This is a genomic window from Streptococcus sp. HSISS2, assembly GCF_000448665.1.
Taxonomy (GTDB): domain Bacteria; phylum Bacillota; class Bacilli; order Lactobacillales; family Streptococcaceae; genus Streptococcus; species Streptococcus raffinosi.
In genome coordinates this window covers 1,169,854-1,191,077 of record NZ_CM002133.1, presented here as the reverse complement: position 1 = coordinate 1,191,077, position 21,224 = coordinate 1,169,854, and the positions used below count along the sequence as shown (strand labels likewise).

General features: G+C 41.9%; 15 protein-coding genes and 8 pseudogenes. 17 read left to right on the top strand and 6 right to left on the bottom strand.

Going from position 1 to position 21,224, the window contains the following annotated elements; translation table 11 throughout:
• The 3 genes and pseudogenes from HSISS2_RS11780 to HSISS2_RS05290 all read left to right on the top strand — a co-directional run.
• A pseudogene (locus HSISS2_RS11780) lies at positions 1-268 on the top strand (MmcQ family protein); the annotation flags it as partial.
• 70 nt (positions 269-338) lie between these two features.
• Entirely contained in the window at positions 339-866 is a 528-nt protein-coding gene (locus HSISS2_RS05295) for an MmcQ/YjbR family DNA-binding protein (protein ID WP_021145755.1), read from the top strand.
• A 12-nt stretch (positions 867-878) separates the two neighbouring features.
• Positions 879-1,994: a glycerate kinase gene (locus HSISS2_RS05290; RefSeq protein ID WP_021145754.1), complete on the top strand. Its 1,116-nt coding sequence runs from the start codon at positions 879-881 to the stop codon at positions 1,992-1,994.
• Positions 1,995-2,018: 24 nt separating this feature from the next.
• On the opposite strand, the gene HSISS2_RS05285 is transcribed toward HSISS2_RS05290, so the two are convergent.
• Entirely contained in the window at positions 2,019-2,480 is a 462-nt protein-coding gene (locus tag HSISS2_RS05285) for a YueI family protein (RefSeq protein WP_021145753.1), read from the bottom strand.
• A 205-nt stretch (positions 2,481-2,685) separates the two neighbouring features.
• Here HSISS2_RS05285 and eno point away from each other — a divergent pair, with 205 nt between their 5' ends.
• Positions 2,686-3,984 carry a surface-displayed alpha-enolase gene (eno, locus tag HSISS2_RS05280; RefSeq protein ID WP_002889001.1) on the top strand — a complete coding sequence of 433 codons (1,299 nt, stop codon included), beginning with the start codon at positions 2,686-2,688 and terminating at the stop codon, positions 3,982-3,984.
• Positions 3,985-4,166: 182 nt separating this feature from the next.
• Here eno and HSISS2_RS05275 read toward each other — a convergent pair whose 3' ends face one another.
• Positions 4,167-4,352, bottom strand: a complete 186-nt coding sequence (locus tag HSISS2_RS05275; protein ID WP_021145752.1) for a hypothetical protein — start codon at positions 4,350-4,352, stop codon at positions 4,167-4,169.
• Between the two features lie 158 nt (positions 4,353-4,510).
• Entirely contained in the window at positions 4,511-6,691 is a 2,181-nt protein-coding gene (locus HSISS2_RS05270; RefSeq protein WP_021145751.1) for an LTA synthase family protein, read from the bottom strand.
• A 160-nt stretch (positions 6,692-6,851) separates the two neighbouring features.
• Between HSISS2_RS05270 and HSISS2_RS05265 the strand changes: the two are divergent.
• The 13 genes and pseudogenes from HSISS2_RS05265 to HSISS2_RS05210 all read left to right on the top strand — a co-directional run bounded on the left by HSISS2_RS05265 (position 6,852) and on the right by HSISS2_RS05210 (position 18,375).
• A pseudogene (locus HSISS2_RS05265) lies at positions 6,852-8,014 on the top strand (class I SAM-dependent rRNA methyltransferase).
• Complete coding sequence (aroD, locus tag HSISS2_RS05260) at positions 8,011-8,688, top strand: type I 3-dehydroquinate dehydratase (protein WP_021145748.1); 678 nt, start codon at positions 8,011-8,013, stop codon at positions 8,686-8,688. Before HSISS2_RS05265 ends, aroD begins: the two are co-directional and overlap by 4 nt.
• A pseudogene (locus HSISS2_RS05255) lies at positions 8,678-9,533 on the top strand (shikimate dehydrogenase). Before aroD ends, HSISS2_RS05255 begins: the two are co-directional and overlap by 11 nt.
• 12 nt (positions 9,534-9,545) lie before the next feature.
• On the top strand, positions 9,546-10,613 hold the full coding sequence (gene aroB, locus HSISS2_RS05250) for a 3-dehydroquinate synthase (protein ID WP_021145744.1): 1,068 nt from the start codon (positions 9,546-9,548) through the stop codon (positions 10,611-10,613).
• A pseudogene (gene aroC, locus HSISS2_RS05245) lies at positions 10,614-11,779 on the top strand (chorismate synthase).
• 29 nt (positions 11,780-11,808) lie between these two features.
• Positions 11,809-12,915 carry a prephenate dehydrogenase gene (locus HSISS2_RS05240; RefSeq protein WP_021145741.1) on the top strand — a complete coding sequence of 369 codons (1,107 nt, stop codon included), beginning with the start codon at positions 11,809-11,811 and terminating at the stop codon, positions 12,913-12,915.
• Positions 12,916-12,924: 9 nt separating this feature from the next.
• The gene (locus HSISS2_RS05235; protein ID WP_002890462.1) at positions 12,925-13,263 is read left to right on the top strand and encodes a YlbF/YmcA family competence regulator; all 339 of its coding nucleotides are present in this window, start codon (positions 12,925-12,927) and stop codon (positions 13,261-13,263) included.
• 54 nt (positions 13,264-13,317) lie between these two features.
• Positions 13,318-14,268, top strand: coding sequence for an L-lactate dehydrogenase (locus tag HSISS2_RS05230; protein ID WP_021145740.1), 951 nt, complete (start codon positions 13,318-13,320; stop codon positions 14,266-14,268).
• An 80-nt stretch (positions 14,269-14,348) separates the two neighbouring features.
• Positions 14,349-15,631 (top strand): annotated as a pseudogene (gene aroA / locus HSISS2_RS05225) (3-phosphoshikimate 1-carboxyvinyltransferase).
• Complete coding sequence (locus tag HSISS2_RS11775; protein ID WP_240472062.1) at positions 15,624-15,860, top strand: shikimate kinase; 237 nt, start codon at positions 15,624-15,626, stop codon at positions 15,858-15,860. Before aroA ends, HSISS2_RS11775 begins: the two are co-directional and overlap by 8 nt.
• Positions 15,797-16,114: a shikimate kinase gene (locus HSISS2_RS11770; protein ID WP_021145737.1), complete on the top strand. Its 318-nt coding sequence runs from the start codon at positions 15,797-15,799 to the stop codon at positions 16,112-16,114. The genes HSISS2_RS11775 and HSISS2_RS11770 overlap by 64 nt, the downstream gene beginning before the upstream one ends.
• Positions 16,105-16,929 carry a prephenate dehydratase gene (gene pheA, locus HSISS2_RS05215; protein ID WP_021145736.1) on the top strand — a complete coding sequence of 275 codons (825 nt, stop codon included), beginning with the start codon at positions 16,105-16,107 and terminating at the stop codon, positions 16,927-16,929. The genes HSISS2_RS11770 and pheA overlap by 10 nt, the downstream gene beginning before the upstream one ends.
• An 11-nt stretch (positions 16,930-16,940) precedes the next feature.
• Positions 16,941-18,375: pseudogene (locus HSISS2_RS05210) on the top strand (LCP family protein).
• Between the two features lie 37 nt (positions 18,376-18,412).
• Here the strand turns inward: HSISS2_RS05210 and HSISS2_RS05205 are convergent.
• The 3 genes and pseudogenes from HSISS2_RS05205 to HSISS2_RS05195 form a co-directional block, all read right to left on the bottom strand.
• Positions 18,413-19,319: pseudogene (locus HSISS2_RS05205) on the bottom strand (ethanolamine utilization protein EutJ).
• A 24-nt stretch (positions 19,320-19,343) separates the two neighbouring features.
• Positions 19,344-20,407 (bottom strand): annotated as a pseudogene (locus HSISS2_RS05200) (acyl-CoA dehydrogenase family protein).
• A 39-nt stretch (positions 20,408-20,446) separates the two neighbouring features.
• On the bottom strand, positions 20,447-20,995 hold the full coding sequence (locus HSISS2_RS05195) for a carboxymuconolactone decarboxylase family protein (protein WP_002888987.1): 549 nt from the start codon (positions 20,993-20,995) through the stop codon (positions 20,447-20,449).
• Positions 20,996-21,224: the final 229 nt, after the last annotated feature.

The following is a 21,224-nucleotide window of genomic DNA, read 5'->3' as shown; positions in this document are numbered from 1 at the left end:
TTTCGTAGTCCCCAAGCAAGGGGGAACCTATGTGGGTCAAGTCAGACAAGCCTATGGAGCACTCCTTTCGCAAGTGGCTGAATCCTGCTATGAGGATCAATTGTTCTCATCCCCACAGGCTAATCGTCTGGCAAACTTCTTGACTCAAGAATTTTCAGACCAGGCAGATCATCCATTTGAGAAATATCCAGACTATCTTTCATATCGAATTGTTGGTAAGTGGTACGCCTTGCTATTTCCTCTCAAAGGAGGGAAACTAGGGGCTTGATAGTGAAAAGGCAGACCAGATTTATGATGTGGTTAATCTTAAGGTTGACCCCAAAAATATGGAACAACTCATGAAAATGGAAGGAATTTTTCCTAGTTATCACATGTCTAAGAAAAGTTGGATTAGTCTTGTCTTAGATGAAACGCTACCAGATGAAACGGTTTTTAAGCTTGTTGCTAGGAGTCGTTCCCTAGTGGCTCCTAAACATCTTCGCAAAACTTCAGAGCCTCACTATTGGCTTATACCAGCTAATCTGAAATATTATGATATTGGAGCGGAATTTTCAGCAAATAAGGAGATTCTGTGGACCCAGAAAGCGAGTATGCAAAAGGGAGATTTCGTTGCCATCTATATTACGGCACCTACCAAAGCTATCCGTTATCTCTGTCAAGTCTTGGAGGCTAATATACCCAATCAGGGTTACCGTGAGGAGGAGAGTATTAAGGCATTGATGCGAATCAAACTATTGCACACTTTTATGGATAAGGACTTTAACAGTGAGATTTTAAAGAACTTTGGAATTAAAACAGTTCGAGGACCACGCCATATGACGGATGAACTGGTCCAAGCTATGTCTCCTTACTTGAAAGGAAAATGAAAGGAGAAAATCATGCGAATTTTGATTGCACCTGATTCATTTAAGGAAAGTTTATCGGCAAAAGAGGTTGCCCTAGCTCTTAAATCTGGCTTTTCGAAAGCCCTGCCTGATGCCGAATTTGACCTTGTCCCTATTGGTGACGGTGGTGAAGGAACCTTGGATGCTCTTGTTGAAAATTTAAATCTTGAAAAGAGAAGGATTAGGCTTCCCCATGCCTATACGAGTGATGGTTTGGTCACCTATGCTAGTGATGGACAGACTGCTATCTTTGAGATGGCCGAAATTTGTGGCTTGGAACAAATTCCTAAGGAAAAACGAAATCCTCTTAGTCTGACAACACAGGGGGTAGGTGAACTGATCGTTCATCTGGTTCAGTCTGGCATACGTGATATTATTATAGGTGTAGGAGGCTCCGCTACCAATGATGGTGGTATTGGAATGGCCTACGGATTGGGTTATCGCTTTTATGACTCTGAAGGGCAGAGTGTTGAGCCTCTAGGTGCTAATCTTAGCCTTATCAAAAGGGTATCGTCGCAAGGCAAGATTGATTTGTCAGCCACGACCATTCGTCTAATCACTGACGTAGATAACCCTTTGTGTGGACTAAATGGGGCCACCTATATTTTTGGTGGGCAAAAGGGGTTAGATCCTTTGCAATTTGAAAGGGTTGATCAGTCTATGAAACAATTCTACAAGGCCTTTGCTCCTGAAGTCTTACATCTTACTGGTTCAGGTGCCGGAGGGGGTATGGCTGCAGGTTTAGTGGCCTTTGCTGGTGCTGAAATTAAATCAGGTATTGACTTTGTACTTGATTGTGTTAATTTTAACCAACGGGTTAAGTCAGCCGATTTGGTCATCGTAGGAGAAGGGCGTATGGACAGACAGTCTCTATCTGGTAAGGCGCCAGTTGGTGTAGCTAAACGAACACCATCAGGTATCCCTGTCATCGCAATATGTGGTAGTCTGAAAGATGACTTACCGGATTTTCCAGTAGCTGGGATTTCAGCTGCATTCCCTATTATTGGACAAGTAGCAGCTTTAGACCAAGTCCTAGCTTCAGCCAAGGAGAATCTCTATCGAACAGGACTCAATATTGGCAACCTCATCAAGTTGAGTCAAACCTTGTGACATAAGAAAAAAGCCGACCTAGTGTCAGCTTTTATTTTCCAAAAAGTTTAGCAAAAATCCTTTTTTGGTAATAGCTTGCTGTGTTTTTTGAGGAGCAAGAATATCGGGATGAATCTCCGAGAAGAGGACCTTATCAAGATTTTCTGCCTTATCACTATGCACGATGATTCCATATGGTGAGTGTGCTTTGGCTTCATCCACAATAGTAGCGGAAATATTGAGTGCTTGAGCAGTTTTAATATAGGTGAATTGTGTCTGGTCGGCTAGATTGGGTGAAAGCTTGAGACTTAGATGAGGGTAAGCTAATGAAAGATCTTTTAAAATCTTTGGAAATTTCTCCATTACAGTTTTCTTTTCAGCATTTTCCAATAGAATAGCTAAGACGACACGTTCTGCATAGGTTCCAAAATAGTGACGTAATTCATCAGGTTTTAAGCGCTTCTCACCACTAGCCCATTGGAGCACCTTTTTTTCAAGTGAAGTCATAGAGTTCTCCTGTTTATTTTCTTGCTAGTATTATACAATATTTTGAATTCCTTTTCATCAAGATCTTTTTCTGATATTTTCAAAATTAATTGAAAATATTAAAAAATAGAAAATCGCTAGAAAATTCTGGTTTTAATTTGCTTAACCCTTGATATTGTGGTACTATAAAGGTGTAAAAAATTTAACTCATAAGGAGAGTATTGTAATGTCAATTATTACTGATGTTTACGCTCGCGAAGTCCTTGACTCACGCGGTAACCCAACACTTGAAGTAGAAGTTTACACTGAATCTGGTGCATTCGGACGCGGTATGGTTCCTTCAGGAGCTTCAACTGGTGAACACGAAGCAGTAGAACTTCGTGATGGTGACAAAGCTCGTTACGGTGGTCTTGGTACTCAAAAAGCAGTTGATAACGTAAACAACGTTATTGCTGAACACATCATCGGATTCGACGTACGTGATCAACAAGGTATTGACCGCGCCATGATCGCTCTTGACGGTACTCCAAACAAAGGTAAACTTGGTGCCAACGCTATTCTTGGTGTGTCTATCGCTGTAGCACGCGCAGCTGCTGACTACCTTGAAGTTCCACTTTACAGCTACCTTGGCGGATTCAACACTAAAGTTCTTCCAACTCCAATGATGAACATCATCAACGGTGGTTCTCACTCAGATGCTCCAATCGCTTTCCAAGAATTCATGATTGTACCTGCTGGTGCACCAACATTCAAAGAAGCTCTTCGTTGGGGTGCTGAAATCTTCCACACTCTTAAGAAAATCCTTAAAGAACGTGGTCTTGAAACAGCCGTAGGTGACGAAGGTGGTTTCGCACCAGCATTTGACGGTACTGAAGATGCTGTTGAAACTATCATCAAAGCTATCGAAACTGCTGGTTACAAACCAGGTGAAGATGTATTCCTTGGTTTCGACTGTGCATCATCTGAGTTCTACGAAAACGGTGTATATGACTACACTAAATTCGAAGGTGAAGGTGGAGCTAAACGTACTGCCGCAGAACAAATCGATTATATCGAAGAATTGGTTAACAAATACCCAATTATCACAATCGAAGATGCTATGGATGAAAACGACTGGGACGGTTGGAAAGCTCTTACTGAACGTCTTGGTGGTAAAGTTCAATTGGTTGGTGACGACTTCTTCGTAACTAACACAGCTTACCTTGAAAAAGGTATTGCAGAACACGCTGCTAACTCAATCCTTATCAAAGTTAACCAAATCGGTACTTTGACTGAAACTTTCGACGCTATCGAAATGGCGAAAGAAGCTGGATACACTGCAGTAGTATCACACCGTTCAGGTGAAACTGAAGATTCAACAATCGCAGACATCGCAGTTGCAACTAACGCTGGTCAAATCAAGACAGGTTCATTGTCACGTACTGACCGTATTGCTAAATACAATCAATTGCTTCGTATCGAAGATCAACTTGGTGAAGTTGCAGAATACCGTGGTTTGAAATCATTCTACAACTTGAAAAAATAAAACGTTGATTTAACAACGTTTCTAAGGACTCTAGTTTAAAACTAGGGTTCTTTTTTGCTATCCGAGGGTCAAGAAAGGGGTAAGGTTGATAAACTCATAAAACGTCAGATATCCAACACTTTTCAATAAGTCTTCTGAATAAAAAATCCCCTCAACCCTAATGTGATTGAGGGGATTTAGGCTTAGAATAAGCCTTTAATCTTGTCTAAAGCACCACTAATCATTTCATTCCCAGAAACAAGAGCTTTTGCTTGGTCGAAGTACTCGCCTAAATTATCTTTATTGTCCTCGAAAAATGTTTTTGCAGCTTCGAAATCTTTTTTCTCGATCATTTCTTTCACTTGGTTAAATAATTCCAATGGATTCATGTCTGTTCTCCTCTAAAAGTTTTCTTATAAATCCTATTTAATCATGCTTGTAGAAAACTAGCAAGAAATATGTTTGAGGGGATTATCTAAAGAATCAGCATTTCATCTAAGTGTTGGTAAACTAAAAAAGGCAGTCCCAATTGGACTGCCTTAATGGCCTATTCTTGTACAGTGGATGAGCTTTGTTCGGAAGAACTAGAACTTGAACCAGAATTTTCGGGTTCTGTTGGGTGAAGCTCTTTGTAAGACGGTGTCTTGAATAGGTCAGCTGTTGAGTGATTGCCTTTTTCTTTATAAAGGCTAGTCGATTTGTCTTTCAGTTTTTTATTGATTTCTCTTAGTTGTTCCATTTGTTTGGTATAAGAGATGGTGCTTGGGTCAGTATGTTTTAAGCCATTAGGTGTGTAGAAACGAAGGAGGTCACCGGTCTGGACAGCGTCACTCATAGAAAGCTGAGTTGCCACTGCCTTTCGAATGGCTTCGTTGTTTTTCCTTGTCGTCTCATCAGGATTGGTGATTTCCTCACCTGTTTGAGTGTTATAAAGTCTACCAGAATAGCTAGTGTATTGAGGAGTCACATACTGTCCAGATGTTCTAAATGCGACGGTTTGCTTATTATCAGGTGATAAGAGGTCTTGCCCCATCTGAATGTATGAGCTAGTGTCGACACCGAGAATATGAAGAAGTGTTGGTAGGGCATCCACTTCGCCACCAAAGGTGTTAGAGATGCCACCACCGGTATATCCAGGAATATGGATCATATAAGGGACACGTTGAAGCATAGCTTTGTCATAGTTAGACCATGTTTCAGAATTTTTTCCAAGAAGATCAGCTAGATTACTGCTTCGTGTATCAGAGATACCGTAGTGGTCACCGTACATCACAATAATGGAGTTATCATAAAGACCAGTAGCCTTGAGGTAATCGAAGAAGTCCTTGACAGCTGAGTCAAGGTAGTTAGCTGTTGCAAAATATCCGTTAACGGTTTCATCTTTTGTTTCAGCAAGTGGGAAACCTTGTTCCTTTTCATCGCCTGACAACGAAGTGTATGGGTAATGGTTAGATACGGTTAGGTATTTAACGTAGAAAGGTTGTTGCATTTGTTCCAAGTATTTGATAGAACCTGGAAACATATACTTATCGTTTAGGCCATATTGGAAGGAGTTTTCCTCGGTTTTCTCAGTGAAGGCTGAGGAATCGAAGAAATAGTTATAACCCCACTGTTTGTAGGTGTTATTTCGATTCCAGAAGGAACCGGTGTTTCCATGGAATACAGCGGATGTATAACCACCTGTTTGAGCAAGAATAGATGGAGCAGCATAGGCAGTGTTTGTACCACCATAGTTTACCATATATGACCCTGTACTTAGTCCAAAGAGAGACGTTTCCATCAAGGTTTCGGCATCAGAGGTTTTCCCTGACTTGACTTGGTGGAAGAAGTTTGAAAAGGCAAGGGTCTCGTTTGAATGATAAATGGAATTGAGGAATGGGGTAACTTCATAAGACTTACCATCGACTTGGAGCTTGTAATCAATCAGGAACTGTTGGAAGCTTTCCAAGTGAATGACAATGACATTTTTTCCCTTGGCAATTCCGAAATACTTAGGATCTGGTGCAACGTAGTGTTCTTTGACATAGGCTTGAACCTTTTTCATATCCTCCGCTGTTGCAGAAGAACGAGCTTGCGAAGCCTGATAAGTCAGGTTACCAGAATAAGCGGTAAAGAAGGGAATACCCATAGCACGAACAATATAGTTGTTTGAGAAACCACGTGTTAGCAACTCACCCCGGTTAACTTCTGCTAAGAAAAGGTTAACCGATAGAAGGAGTGTCGCCAGTGCTGTAACGGCAAAACTAGCTCGTTTATTAAAGGGCTTACTGTCTGTTTGGAGTTTCTTTCTGAAACCAGCGTAAATGAAGAAAGGAATATCAATTAAGTAAAAGATATAACTTGGTTCAAAAAGGTTCTTGGCTGAGTCTCCAAGTCCTGCTGCTGAGCTGGAGCTCGCTAGTATGGTATTTACCGTGATGAAGTCCGTAAACTCTCCAAAGTAGACCACATTGGCAATGAGCAGAAGGTTAAGGATGACATAAATAGCAATCGTGATGCTATAAAAGAATCGTCGTTTCTTGAAGTAAAGCCCCAATCCTAGAAGCATTAACCCTAGCGGAATGGGATTAATCAGCGAAAGCATAACCTGATACTTGCTTTCCAACTCAAGATTAATATTGACGTAATAAGCGAATATGGTTTTTAGCCAGTAGAAAAAGAGCAACAAGAGGATGAATCCAAGTCTTGATGACACTCCTTTCCAAAAGGCGTCAATTAATTTTTTCAAAGCAATACTTCCTTTGATTCTATATTATCCTAACTATTATACCAAATAACAAAATGACTCTCAAAAATTTACTGCCATCTGGTGTGATATTCCTTGACATATAATTGGTAAAATCTAGTTATGAAACAGAAATACGAGGATTTTTTGGTATAATAGTAACATGAGTATATTGACGGTAAGTCCCATTGCGGAGAAAAAAATCAAACAAGGAAAGCAATTGCTTTTAGCTGAAGATTTTCCAAATGTAAGTGAAAACAATCAGTTGATTTATCTTTATAACCAGTCTAAGACTTTTTTAGGAACGGGCTATTTGTCTAGCCAAAATAAAGGTATAGGTTGGTTTCTCTCTAATAAAAAGCAAAAATTGACTCTGGCTTATTTTCAGAGGCTTTTTGAACAGGCTAAGCTTAAACGCCAGACTTACTATGACAATGAGTTGACGACGGCTTTTCGTCTCTTTAATCAAGATGGAGATGACTTTGGTGGCCTCACCATTGATTTATATGGAGATTATGCCCTCTTTTCATGGTACAATGCCTTTGTTTATTCCTTGAAGGATGTTATTGTAGAGGCTTTTCAAACGGTCTTTCCTGAGGTTTTGGGAGGCTATGAAAAATCCGTTTTAAGGGTCTTGATTTTGAATCGGACCATCTTTTTGGAAAAGAGGCGACTGATACTTTTACCATTTTGGAAAATGGAGTAACTTATGAAGTTTTCCTCAACGATGGGTTGATGACAGGGATTTTCCTTGATCAGCATGAAGTTCGCGATGGTTTAGTTAATGGTTTGGCTCTTGGCAAATCTGTCTTAAATATGTTTTCTTATACAGCAGCTTTTTCAGTTGCTGCTGCTATGGGAGGTGCAATTGAGACCACTTCAGTCGATTTAGCAAAGCGGTCACGTGAATTGTCCACAGCACATTTTAAGGCTAATGGTTTTAGTATGGACAATCATCGCCTCGTCGTAATGGATGTTTTTGATTATTTCAAATATGCCAAGAAAAAAGGTTTGACCTATGATCTTATCGTTATTGATCCACCAAGTTTTGCTCGTAACAAGAAACGCACCTTCTCAGCAAGTAAGGATTATCATAAGTTGATTGCGCAGAGTCTTGATATCCTGACAGAGCGTGGAACAATCATTGCAAGTACTAATGCAGCTAATATGACTGTGCAACAGTTTAAAAAGCAACTGCGTAAGGGTTTGGGTGATGTTTCGGCGGATTTTGTTAACCTGCAACAATTGCCAGCGGATTTCACCGTCAATCCTAATGATCCGGCATCAAACTATTTGAAAGTATATACAATAAGGGTAAATAAATGAAAATTGTAGTTCCAATTATGCCTACTAGCTTAGAGGAGGCACAAGCGCTTGAATTGTCTCGTTTTGCTGGGGCAGATATCATTGAATGGCGTGCAGATTTTTTGGATAAGGATAGTATTTTAACGGTTGCACCGGCCATTTTCGAGAAATTTGCCGGTTTTGAAATTATCTTTACCATTCGTACAACACGTGAAGGTGGAAACATTGAATTGACCGATGCAGAGTATGTGGCGCTTATCAATGATGTGTCTGCTATCTATTCGCCAGACTATATTGATTTTGAGTACTTTACACACAAGGCGGTCTTTGATCAGATGCTTGGGTATTCAAATTTGGTGTTGTCTTATCATAATTTCAACGAGACCCCAGAAAATCTTATGGAGCTCCTGTCTGAAATGACGAATTTGACGCCACGAGTCGTTAAGGTGGCTGTTATGCCACAACATGAGCAAGATGTTCTTGACCTTCTGAATTTCACACGTGGTTTTAAGGCCTACAATCCTAATCAGGAGTTTGCTACCATGTCAATGGGTAAACTTGGTCGTTTGTCTCGCTTGGCGGGTGATTTGGTAGGGTCATCATGGACCTTTGCTAGTCTTGACAATGCCAGTGCACCGGGCCAAGTTAGTTTGGCAGATATGCGAAAGGTTAGGGAGGTTTTGAATGCAGATTGATGGATATACACGCTTAGCTGCTGTCGTTGCCAATCCAATCAAACATTCCATTTCTCCTTTTATTCATAATTTAGCTTTTGAAAAGACACAAGTGAATGGTGTCTATCTTGCTTGGGAAATTCCAGAGTCAGATCTGGCTGAGACTGTTGAAAATATTAGACGTTATGATATGTTCGGTATCAATCTGTCTATGCCCTATAAGCAGAAGGTTATTCCTTTTTGGATGAGCTTAGTCCTGCAGCACAATTGATTGGTGCGGTTAATACGGTTGTTAACCGTGATGGCCATTTGATTGGTCATAATACAGATGGTTTTGGTTTTTTGCCAGCCTCAAGAATTTCAGTCCTAAAGGTGCTCATCTAATGATTTTGGGTGCTGGTGGAGCAGCTAAGGCTATTGTGACGCAAGCTGTTCTTGACGGTGCCAAAAAGGTCAGTATCTATGTTCGTCCCCAGTCATTGGATAAGGCAAAAAACAGTTTTAAGACCTTGATGGACCAAACGGATGGTCACTTGGAATTTCATGCTTTAAGTGATGTTGACTATTTTCAAGAAGAACTAGGCCAGGCCGATTTATTGGTGAATGCGACAAGTGTAGGTATGGATGGAAAATCCTTGCCAATCGCCAAAGATACTATATTTCCTAAGGGGCTTTTGATTGCGGATATTATTTATCAGCCTTTTGAAACGCCTTTCTTGGCCTTGGCTAGACAACAGGGGCTGGAAGCCGTAAATGGTTTGGGCATGTTACTGCATCAAGCAGCAGGTGCCTTTAAACTATGGACGGGTAAGGACATGCCAACAGATGCTATTTGGCAGGAATTAGAAAAGATATACAATAGCTAGGAGGGGACAGCGATGAAACTAGAGGTAAATTTAACACATAACCCTTATGACATTATCATTGAAAAGGGAGCTCTTAAGATGGTAGGTCAATGGGTCAAGTCACTTTGGAAACCACAAAAGATTGCACTTATTACAGACAACCATGTGGGTGGCTTATACGCTGAAAGAGTTAAGCTTAGCTTGGAGCATGAGGGCTTTGAGGTTGTCGTTTTTGATTTCCTAGAAGGTGAAGCAAGTAAAAATCTTAGGACTGCTAACAAGGCTTATGAATTTTTGATTAAGAATGGCATGACACGTAGTGATGGGATTGTCGCTCTTGGTGGTGGCGTTGTTGGCGACCTAGCAGGCTTTGTCGCTTCAACTTATATGCGTGGGATTCATTTTGTTCAGGTCCCAACTAGTCTAACTGCCCAGGTGGATTCATCTATTGGTGGTAAGACAGGTGTGAACACGCCTTTCGCTAAGAATATTGTGGGAACCTTTGCTCAACCTGATGGGGTCTTGATTGATCCTAATGTCCTTGAGACACTTGGTAAACGTGAATTGATTGAAGGTATGGGTGAGGTTGTCAAATACGGTTTGATTGACGATCCTGAACTTTGGCACCTCCTTGAGAGCATTGATGGTTCAGTTCACAGTATTTTAGAAAACTCAGAAACTATCATTTACCGTTCATGTAATGTGAAGCGTAAAATTGTCGTTGAAGACGAGTTTGAAGGTGGGGTTCGTATGTACCTAAACTTTGGTCATACGATTGGGCACGCTGTTGAACAAACCGCTGGTTACGGTAAGGTTATGCATGGTGAAGCGGTTGCTATCGGAATGGTTCAGATTTCACGTGTGGCTGAGGAAAAAGGACTAATGCCTCAGGGTATCACTCGTCAAATTGCCGAGATGTGTGCCAAATTTGGTTTGCCAGTGGATTATGAGCCATGGCGTGTTGAGGAGCTCTATACTGCTCTCACACATGATAAAAAGGCTCGTAGTAATAGCATTAAGACTGTTATCGTTCCAGAAATCGGTAAGGCAGCTATCAATCAGATTCCTTTGGTTGAAATGAAAGAATACTTGGAGAAATAAATGAGATATTTAACAGCAGGTGAGTCTCACGGACCACGTCTAACAGCAATTATCGAGGGTGTTCCAGCTGGTCTTCCCTTGACGGCTGAAGATATCAATGGTGATTTGAAACGCCGCCAAGGTGGTTATGGTCGTGGTGGCCGTATGAAAATTGAGTCTGATAAGGTTGAAATCACTTCTGGTGTTCGTCATGGGAAAACTACAGGGGCTCCAATTACCCTCCATGTCATCAATAAGGACCATCAAAAATGGTTGGATATCATGGCTGTGGAAGACATTGAGGACCGTTTGAAAACCAAACGTAAAATCACTCACCCACGTCCTGGTCATGCTGACTTGGTTGGTGGTATGAAATACCGTTTCGATGATTTACGTAATTCTTTGGAACGTTCTAGTGCGCGTGAAACAACTATGCGTGTGGCGGTTGGTGCTGTCGCTAAACGTATCTTGGCTGAGCTTGATATTGAAATTGCTAACCATGTGGTGGTCTTTGGTGGTAAGGAAATTGATGTGCCTGAGAATTTGACGGTCGCTCAAATCAAGGAATTGGCTCAACAGTCAGATATTTCAGTTGTTAACCAAGAGCGTGAACAAGAAATTAAAGATTACATTGACCAAATCAAAAAGAAGGTGATACCATTGGTGGTGTCGTTGAAACGGTCGTTGGGGGTGTCCCTGTGGGTCTTGGCTCTTATGTGCAATGGGATACAAAACTTGATGCCAAGATTGCCCAAGCAGTTGTTTCCATCAATGCCTTCAAGGGTGTCGAGTTTGGTCTTGGTTTCAAGGATGGCTACCTCAAGGGTTCTCAAGTCATGGATGAGATTCTTTGGAATGAAGAAGACGGCTATACGCGTCGCACCAACAACCTTGGTGGGTTTGAAGGTGGTATGACCAATGGCCAACCAATTGTAGTCCGTGGGGTTATGAAGCCAATTCCAACCCTCTACAAGCCATTGATGTCTGTGGATATCGAAACTCACGAGCCATATAAGGCAACTGTTGAACGTTCAGATCCTACGGCCTTACCGGCAGCGGGTGTCGTTATGGAATCGGTGGTTGCTACAGTCGTAGCCAATGAAATCTTGGAAAAATTTTCTTCTGATAATTTGGAAGAATTGAAAGAAGCGGTGGCACGTCACCGTGATTATGTGAAAAACTTTTAAGCAGCATCAATGAAAAGATGGGAGTAGTAATGAGTAAGAAAACGATTTATATCGCAGGCTTGGGTCTGATTGGAGGTTCTTTGGGTCTCGGAATTAAAAGAGATCATCCCGATTATGAGATTCTTGGATATAATCGCTCTGACTATTCTCGAAATATTGCGCTGGAGCGTGGGATTGTTGACCGAGCAACAAATGATTTCAAGGAGTTTGCTCCGTTGGCGGATGTGATTATCTTGGCTGTGCCTATCAAGCAAACAGTGTCCTACTTGAAAGAGTTGGCCAACTTGAACTTGAAAGATAATGTCATCATCACAGACGCCGGCTCAACCAAGCTTGATATTGTTGAGGCAGCTGAGCATTACCTAGCAGGAAAAAATGTTCAGTTTGTAGGTTCCCATCCTATGGCTGGTTCCCATAAATCAGGGGCTATTGCAGCCGACGTGACGCTTTTTGAAAATGCCTATTATATTTTCACACCGACAAGTCTGACAAGAGAGACAACTATCCCAGAGCTTAAGGACATCTTGTCTGGGCTTAAGTCACGTTTTGTGGAGATTGATGCGGCTGAACACGACCGTGTAACCAGTCAAATCAGTCACTTTCCCCACCTTTTAGCTTCTGGTCTTATGGAGCAGGCGGCTGATTATGCTCAGGCTCACGAGATGACTAATCACTTTGCGGCTGGGGGGTTCCGAGATATGACCCGTATTGCTGAGAGTGAACCTGGTATGTGGGCTTCCATTCTCATGACTAATGGGCCTGCCGTTTTGGATCGTATTGAAGATTTCAAAAAGCGTTTGGACCATATTGCTGATTTGATTAAGGCTGAGGATGAGAATGCTATTTGGGAGTTCTTTGACAACGGTCGCAAGAAACGCAAAGAGATGGAAATCCACAAAAAGGGTGGCGTGGAAAGTGCCTTCGATATTTTTGTGGATGTTCCTGACCGTGAGGACGTTATCCTCAGCATTATGGAATTGTTGCGGGGAACGTCTTTGGTTAACCTTCGGATCAATGAAGAAAATCGTGAAGATATTCACGGTATCCTTCAAATTACTTTTAAAAATGAAAAAGATCGCACGCATGCTAAGACTGTTATTGAAGCCAATACAGACTATCATGTGGTGATCGCCTAGGAGAATACAATGACAAATATTTATGATTTAGCAAATGAGTTGGAACGTGGCATTCGTGCCCTTCCTGAGTACAAAACTTTGGTAGAGAAAAAAGAAGCCATTGCAGCTGATGCTGAAGCTAGTGCGCTTTTCAAAGAGTTCACTGACTTCCAAGAGGATTTCTATGCTAAAATGCAAGCTGGTACAATGCCAACTGCAGAAGAACAAGCAGCTGTTCAAGAATTGGGTCAAAAGGTAGAAGCTAATGCCCTTTTGAAAGAATACTTGGCTGCACAACAAGGTTTGTCTGTTTATTTGAACGATATTGAACGTATCATCTTCAAACCTTTGCAAGAATTGAATAGTTAATCAAAGAGGGTGTGTCAATTGACAGGCCCTTTTCTGCATTAAAGGAGGTAAATTATGGCTCGTAAAATTGGAATTATTGGAATGGGAAATGTTGGTGCTGCGGTAGCTCATGGGGCAATCGCTCAAGGATTAGCCGATAGTTATGTCTTTATTGATATCAATGATAAAAAGGCTGAAGCAGATGCTCAGGATTTTAAGGATGCCATGGCTAATCTGCCTAGCTATGCTAAGATTGTTGTCAATGATTATGCAGCCCTTGAAGATGCTGATGTGATTATTTCATCGCTTGGTAATATTCAGTTACAGCACAATGCTGGTGAGGACCGCTTTGCTGAATTTCCATTTACTCGAGAAGCCGTTTATCAGGTTTCTCAGGAACTTAAAAAATTGGATTTTAAAGGCATACTTTTGGTTATCTCGAATCCTGTAGATGCCGTATCAGCTCTCTATCAGGAATTCACAGGCTGGCCAAGAGAACGTGTGATTGGGACAGGGACTTTACTCGATACGGCGAGAATGAAGGCAGCGGTAGGAGATGATTTATCAGTCAATCCCAAATCAGTATCTGGCTACAATCTTGGCGAACATGGGAATTCCCAATTTACAGCCTGGAGTCAAGTCAAGGTTAAAGGGCAAGACATTACAGAATTGACAAGCGAAGAAGAGCGACAAAATTTGTTCATGGCATCCATGAAGGGTGGCCACAAAGTCTTTTATGGTAAGGGGTATACGTCTTACGGCATTGCCAGTGCGGCTCTTCGTTTGGTGTCTATTATCCTTTCGGATGCTCAAGAAGAAGTGGCAGTATCAAGCTATCAAGAAGCATATCAAACCTATCTTGGCTATCCAGTCATCCTAGGGCGTCATGGGGTGGCTGCTCCAGTTCGCTTGTCTTTGTCGGCTGAGGAAAAAAATCTTTTGCAGGAGTCTGCTAACTTGATTCGGAACCGTGTTCAAGAGGCGGTTGCCTTCTTGAAAGAAAAGTATGGCAATACAAACGAGTGAATATTTTGACAATTCAGTCTATGGTTGGGCTTTCGATTATGGTATAATGAGAGTAACTATAAAATTTTCAGGAGTAACCTATGAAACTAGAAACCAAGGCCCAAGGTCTTCATGGCAGCTTGCGTATCCCTGGTGACAAGTCAATCAGTCACCGTTCGATTATGTTCGGAAGTCTTGCCAAAGGTGTGACAACTGTTCGTGATATTTTACGAGGTGAGGATGTCCTCTCAACTATGCAGGTCTTCCGTGATTTGGGTGTGACTATCGAGGATGATGGTGATGTGGTACGCATTCACGGTGTTGGTTTTGATGGTCTCAAGGCTCCTCAAAACAAATTGGACATGGGTAACTCTGGAACATCCATTCGCTTGATTTCAGGTGTGCTTGCAGGTCAAGATTTCGATGTAGAGATGTTTGGAGATGATTCCCTTTCAAAACGTCCGATGGACCGTGTGACCATTCCCTTGCGTCAGATGGGTGTAGAGGTTTCTGGTCAAACAGACCGTGATTTGCCACCATTGAAAATGCACGGTAGCAAGTCCCTTAAACCTATTCATTACCAATTGCCAGTGGCCTCTGCTCAGGTTAAATCTGCTCTTATTTTTGCAGCGCTTCAAGCTGATGGTGAATCTGTCATCATTGAAAAGGAAAAACACGTAATCATACAGAGGATATGATTCAGCAGTTTGGTGGTCAGCTTCAAGTAGATGGCAAGGAAATTCGTATTTCTGGTGGCCAAAGCTTTACTGCTCAAGAAGTCGTGGTTCCAGGTGACATTTCTTCAGCGGCCTTTTGGTTGGTAGCGGGACTCGTGGTGCCTAACTCTAAGATTGTCTTGGAAAATGTCGGCATCAACGAGACACGTACGGGTATCATTGATGTGATCAAAGATATGGGTGGTAAGATTACCCTTTCAGATATTGACCAAGTTGCCAAATCTGCGACTATTACGGTTGAAACTTCAGAACTTAAAGGAACTGAAATTGGTGGCGATATCATTCCACGTTTGATTGATGAACTTCCGATTATCACACTCTTGGCGACGCAAGCCCAAGGTAAGACAGTGATTCGTGATGCTGAAGAACTCAAGGTCAAAGAGACCGACCGTATTCAGGTGGTGGCAGATGCCTTGAATGCTATGGGGGCTGATATTGTTCCAACAGAGGATGGTATGATTATCACTGGTAAGACCGCTCTTCATGGAGCAGAGGTCAATACCTTTGGTGACCACCGAATTGGTATGATGACAGCTATTGCTGCTCTCTTGGTTCAAGATGGTGAGGTTGACTTGCAACGTGCAGAAGCTATCAATACAAGTTACCCAAGCTTCTTTAGTGACTTGGAAGGATTGCTCAATGGCTAAAGTTTTATTGGGCTTTATGGGAGTTGGTAAGAGTTCCGTCGCCCCATACCTGGATGGTCGTTTCGTTGATATGGATCAGGTCATCGAGGAGAAAATCGGCATGTCCATTGCTGATTTTTTGCAAAAGAAGGTGAAGCAGCCTTTCGTCAGATTGAGTCTGAGACTTTGGAAGAACTTCTCCAAGAGGGAGATGATGTCGTCATCTCTACTGGAGGTGGTGTCGTTGTAACGGAGCGTAATCGTCAGCTCTTGATCAAGAATCGTAAGCATAACGTTTGGCTCCACGCTTCTTTCGATGTGGTCTATGATCGCATTAAAAAGGATACTAAAAATCAACGTCCCCTCTTTCTCAACCATTCTAAAGAGGAATTCAAAGCCATTTACGATGGTCGCATGGCCCTCTATCAAGGTTTAGCAGACTTGGTTGTCACAGTCGATAACCGTACACCAGAAGAAGTAGCAAGGTTTATCAAATGTATGTAGGTTATTTGGGCCCGATCGGGTCGTTTACGCATAATGCAGCCTTAAAAGCTTTTCCTAAGGCTGACTTGGTTTCACTGGGAACCATTACTGAAGTTATCAAGTCTTATGAAGAAGGACGTGTGAATTATGCGGTTATTCCGGTAGAAAATTCTATCGAGGGCTCTGTTCATGAGAGTTTAGACTATCTTTTTCACCAGGCAGATATTCGTGCTGTGGCGGAGATTGTTCAGCCTATCAAGCAACAGTTGATGGCGGTTAAGGACCATGCACAGATTGAGAAAATCTTTTCACACCCTCAGGCAATTGCTCAAGGGAAGAAGTACATTAAACAGCACTTTCCCAAGGCTAAGATTGAAACAACAGCCAGTACAGCCTTTGCCGCTCGCTTTGTCGCTGAAAATCCTGATCAACCTTATGCAGCCATCGCACCTAGTGCTGCTGCTGAGGAATATGGTCTTGAAATTTTAGCCAAGGATATCCAAGAAATTGAGAAGAATTATACCCGTTTTTGGGTGCTTGGAAACTCTGTTCCTGAGATTCCTCTTCATCAGATTGATTGTAAATTAACGCTGGCCTTGACCTTGCCTGACAATATGCCGGGTGCGCTTTATAAAGCCCTGTCTACCTTTGCTTGGCGAGGCATTGACTTGACTAAGATTGAAAGTCGTCCTTTGAAGACTGTGCTTGGCGAATATTTCTTTATCATTGATTGTGATTATACACAGGAGAAGTTGGCTCAGTTTGCTCTTGAAGAGTTAACTGCAGTTGGAATTGGATATAAAATCTTGGGTGCTTACCAGGTATATGAAATTTAAAGGGAAATCTTATGACCAAATCTAACAATGGGCCGTTTACGCATCATGAACGGTTACGTTACAGCTATCTTTTAAAAAATCTTGCTTACCTCAATGGGCAGCAGGCTTCGGAATTCAATTATCTGCAAAGTAAGTTGGATGCTTATGAAGCGGAGCGCTCCTATGGAAGGTATCAGGAGCAAAGAGAGGATGACTATCAAGCCGCTTGGCGACAGTCTTATGACAATCGTCGGGAAAGCTATCAGGAGCCTGATTATGAGAATGTTCATCAGCTGACAGACGAAGGACTCCCCATTTATCGAGAGGAGGCCCCTCAAAGCAGACCTGAGCGAAAAAAAGTTCCTAAAAAACGACGTCCTATCTCAAAAACTGCTTCTAAACCAAGCCCTCAACCAGCTAAGAAGAAGCGACCAAAGAAAAAGCGAAGACTCAAGAAAGTCGTTAAGCTAGTGCTTAGTTGCTTAAGTCTTGGTGTTGTCTTTTTGGTGCTGGCTATGGCCTATCAATTTTACAAGGGGACAGACCTATCTGCGGCCGGAAATAACGGTAAATCTTACCAGCCTGCCTTAGTTGAGACCTTTAACGGCAAGGATACTAGAGATGGGGTTAATATCCTTATCCTTGGTTCGGACCAACGTGTGAGTCAGGAATCTACAGATGCTAGAACGGACTCCATCATGGTCATCAATGTGGGCAATAAGGAAGGTAAAATCAAGATGGTCAGCTTTATGCGTGATACCTTGGTTAATATTAAAGGCGCTTCAGAATCAGAGTATTCTCAAGACTTGAAACTCAATTCAGCCTTCAATATTGGTGAGCAAAATAACCATCAAGGGGCAGAACTCATACGTGAGACGCTCAAGCGGAATTTTGACATAGATATTAAGTATTACGCTATGGTTGACTTTGAGACCTTTGCGACGGGGATTGATACCTTATTTCCGAATGGTGTGGAAATCAATGCCAAATTCTCCACTGTTGATGGTAAAAAAGTGTCCTCAGTCAAAGTTCCAGATGATTTGAGAATGGACAAGAATGGTCATGTGCCAAATCAAACCATCAAAATTGGTGAACAAAATATGGATGGGCGCACCCTTCTGAACTATGCCCGTTTTCGTAAGGATGATGAAGGGGATTATGGCCGTACCAAGCGTCAACAACAAGTCATTCAAGCTATGATGAAGCAAGTTAAAAATCCGCTTAGTCTTTTTAAGGGACCTGAGGCTTTAGGGAAGGTTTACTCTCTGACCTCAACCAATATGAGCATGACAGAAATGTTGGATTTGGGTCTTTCAAATGCCAGTAGTTTCAAAAAATGGTATCAGTTCTCAAACTATTCCATCAGATGGTGATTGGGTAGATAACTATGACCTCTACGGCGGTCAAGGTATTGAAATTGATTTTGACAGTTACCAGGCTAAGTTAAAGAAATTAGGATTTAGATAAGAAAAAACAAGCTTGTTCAGTGTGAACAGGCTTGTTTTTAGTGTGCGTCCGCTACAAGAGCATGATACAAAAGCTTCAGAAAATGATAGAGCAAATATACCATAATGGCAAGAACTGGTAAGAACTCGGCTAGATAAATCAGATGGGTCATCGGATTCATGAGCTTAAGGCTAGTAGTAGCTGCCTTGAAAGCATTGGCGCTGTTAACCAAGGGGAAGCTAAAAGCTGCAAAGAGTGGGATAAAGCCTTTTTTGACCAGTCTTACGAAGAGATTAAGAGCATAGAAAAAGAATGCTTGCGAGAATAAGAGTAGGACAAGTAAAATAATAGTTGCAGGTCTTTGATTACTCTTGATTGAGCTGGTAATGAGAAGGGCCAGAGGTGCTGCTAAAATGGCAAGTATAGGTCGATAGAGGTGAGGAATGGCTATCTGTCTCATTCTCCACAAAACAAGTGGAAAGAGGGCTAAAGTCGCAAATCCCGTTACTCCCAGAATAAGTCCCTTGATGCTAGTTGGAAGACTAGCGGGTAACTGTCATAAGACTGATAGCTGGGCCAACATAGACCACGAACCAGCTTGGATAAACTTGATTCAAAGAGAGTGGGCGTAAAAAACGCAGACTGAAAAAAATAATATAGGCAATATAAAGTCCAAGGAGTCCAATCCAAGTCACACTTAAGCCTGTCTGAGCTAGTGGGAGGCGGCTGGCAAATAGAAAGGCAGCCATAAAGAAACTAGCAAAGGCTGATGCAACGACTGGGTTTCGCAAATCTTCTCTTATTTGTTCAAATCCAAGAATCAAGCGTCCCAGTATAAGTATAAAACCTATACTGGCTAAACACCAAATACCCTGAGCAATCAGGGTATAGTGGCTTATTTGATTGGATAAACTAAAGAGGGCAAGAACTAGACTAGATAGGGCCAAGGGAATTTTCTTAAAAATACCTTCATTGGTCCACCGGCCTTTCTAGCTAGCCGCAAGAATGTGACGAAGCTGAACCGCACTCGGAGATACAATTGGAAGGAAGACGCCTTCATTCCAACGACGGATAAAGCTTGACTCTGATTCTTTCAAATAGCCACGACCACCACTAGCTTGAAGTTCGAGGAGCAAGCTGTTGGCTACGACATCGACAATATCGATACGCAATTGGAAAAGTTCACGTGGTTTTTCAATGAAATAATCGGCATCATTAAGCCCTGCAAAGAGTTGCTCTTGGATAGCAAGAAGATTTTCACGTGTAGCTTCAAATTCTTCACGAAGAACGCTACGGTTACTGTTTAGACTAGCTTCAACCTCATCAAGAGAACGTTTGGCCAAACCAAAGGCAAGACCAAATTGGAAACCAAGGAAGTTCGGACGTGTTTTGGCAATATAGTCCGTACCTTCTTTTGAAAGGATCCAATTAGGATTTAACTTAACGTGATCGAAAGTAAGAGAGGCAGTGTTAGCACCTTGAAGGGAAACAAATTCCAAATCTTCAGAACGGCTGAGACCCTCAGCTTCAGATGGAATGGTGATAATCCAAGGTTGGCTACCATCTTTAAAGTCAGCAGCAAAGAGAGCAGCGAATTTATCAGAACGTAGGTTAGTTACCCAAGGCAAACGACCATCAAGATAGTAGTCATCGCCTTCTTGACTGATGGTAACATTCAATTCTTCAATATCTGACAAGAATTTGACCGCATTTGACAAGCCAGTTCCACCAGCACGCTCACCGGTATACAATTCTTTCAACCATGTTTCACGAGGGTAAGCATTATCACTCGCAAGGATATACTCGATGAAAGTACGGTGCCCCCAAGAAATAAAGGAAGCTGTCAAAGAGTGTTGTGCCAATTCATCAAGTACATCAACGACTTGAGTAGGACCACCACCTAGGCCATCAAACTCAGCAGGTACGCCGATTTTAAAGACGTCGTTTTCAGCAATTTTTCAAGAAGTTGGTCCGCAATGGGTCCAGACTCTTGGTCAATATGGTCAGCGTTGGTGTCCAACCAAGTAAGGAATTCTTTTGAAAAATGTGACATAGGCTTAGGTCCTCCTCTAGTTTATCCTTTGGTTTTGAATTAAGCGAATTCTTGAAGTTCAGGGTTAATCGGTGTTTGTGCGAGATTGTTAGCGTAGTTACACAAGCTAGCAAGGCTGACACCCAAGATAACGTCAAGGGCATTTTGAGCAGTGTAACCAGCTTCCAAGAAGTCATTGTAGGCTTCGTCACCAACAGCACCTTTGGTATTGATCACGGCAATAGTGAATTTAGCAAGGGTATCAAGTTTTGGATCGTCTTCGATTGGTGTACGGTTACGAAGGGCTTCCAAGAGTTGTGGTGTCATTTGGATTTGCTTGATTGAAAAGGCTGTGTGACCTGCCACACAGAAAGCACATCCGTTAGTAACAGCAGCTGTAATTTGAACAACCTCACGTTCAGTTGGTGTCAATGAATTGCGACGGTTGATTTCACCGACAGTACGGTAAGTTTCAAGCGCAGTTGGCGCATTAGCAAGGAGACCAATCAAATTTGGAATGAATCCCCCATTGGCATCTTTGACTGTTTGAAGGACGTCTTTGACTTCTTCTGGTGCAGTTTCGATTGTATGAATGGTAATATCTGGCATGATTATTCTCCTTTAGATAGAAACGACATCTAGCCAAGTTGCTGAGTCGTTTAATTTTTGTCATGGACCTATGATAGCACTGTATGACTTTTCTGAAAAATCTATATTATTTATGGCCAGCCATAAATTTAATTTATATGTGCTATAATGGAGGGTAGTAAAAGGCTTTAGAAGATATGTTTAAGCCCTATAAAGAGTAAAGAAAGTTGAATTATGTTAAATAAAAACA

Coding starts and splice junctions, on each gene's coding strand:
- aroD (WP_021145748.1), top strand. CDS start 8,011: ATGAAAATTGTAGTTCCAATTATGCCTACTAGCTTAGAGGAGGCACAA.
- HSISS2_RS11775 (WP_240472062.1), top strand. CDS start 15,624: ATGGCTAAAGTTTTATTGGGCTTTATGGGAGTTGGTAAGAGTTCCGTC.
- HSISS2_RS05290 (WP_021145754.1), top strand. CDS start 879: ATGCGAATTTTGATTGCACCTGATTCATTTAAGGAAAGTTTATCGGCA.
- HSISS2_RS05275 (WP_021145752.1), bottom strand. CDS start 4,352: ATGAATCCATTGGAATTATTTAACCAAGTGAAAGAAATGATCGAGAAA.
- HSISS2_RS05285 (WP_021145753.1), bottom strand. CDS start 2,480: ATGACTTCACTTGAAAAAAAGGTGCTCCAATGGGCTAGTGGTGAGAAG.
- aroB (WP_021145744.1), top strand. CDS start 9,546: ATGAAACTAGAGGTAAATTTAACACATAACCCTTATGACATTATCATT.
- HSISS2_RS05295 (WP_021145755.1), top strand. CDS start 339: ATGAAAATGGAAGGAATTTTTCCTAGTTATCACATGTCTAAGAAAAGT.
- HSISS2_RS05240 (WP_021145741.1), top strand. CDS start 11,809: ATGAGTAAGAAAACGATTTATATCGCAGGCTTGGGTCTGATTGGAGGT.
- HSISS2_RS05230 (WP_021145740.1), top strand. CDS start 13,318: ATGGCTCGTAAAATTGGAATTATTGGAATGGGAAATGTTGGTGCTGCG.
- HSISS2_RS05235 (WP_002890462.1), top strand. CDS start 12,925: ATGACAAATATTTATGATTTAGCAAATGAGTTGGAACGTGGCATTCGT.
- HSISS2_RS05195 (WP_002888987.1), bottom strand. CDS start 20,995: ATGCCAGATATTACCATTCATACAATCGAAACTGCACCAGAAGAAGTC.
- eno (WP_002889001.1), top strand. CDS start 2,686: ATGTCAATTATTACTGATGTTTACGCTCGCGAAGTCCTTGACTCACGC.
- pheA (WP_021145736.1), top strand. CDS start 16,105: ATGTATGTAGGTTATTTGGGCCCGATCGGGTCGTTTACGCATAATGCA.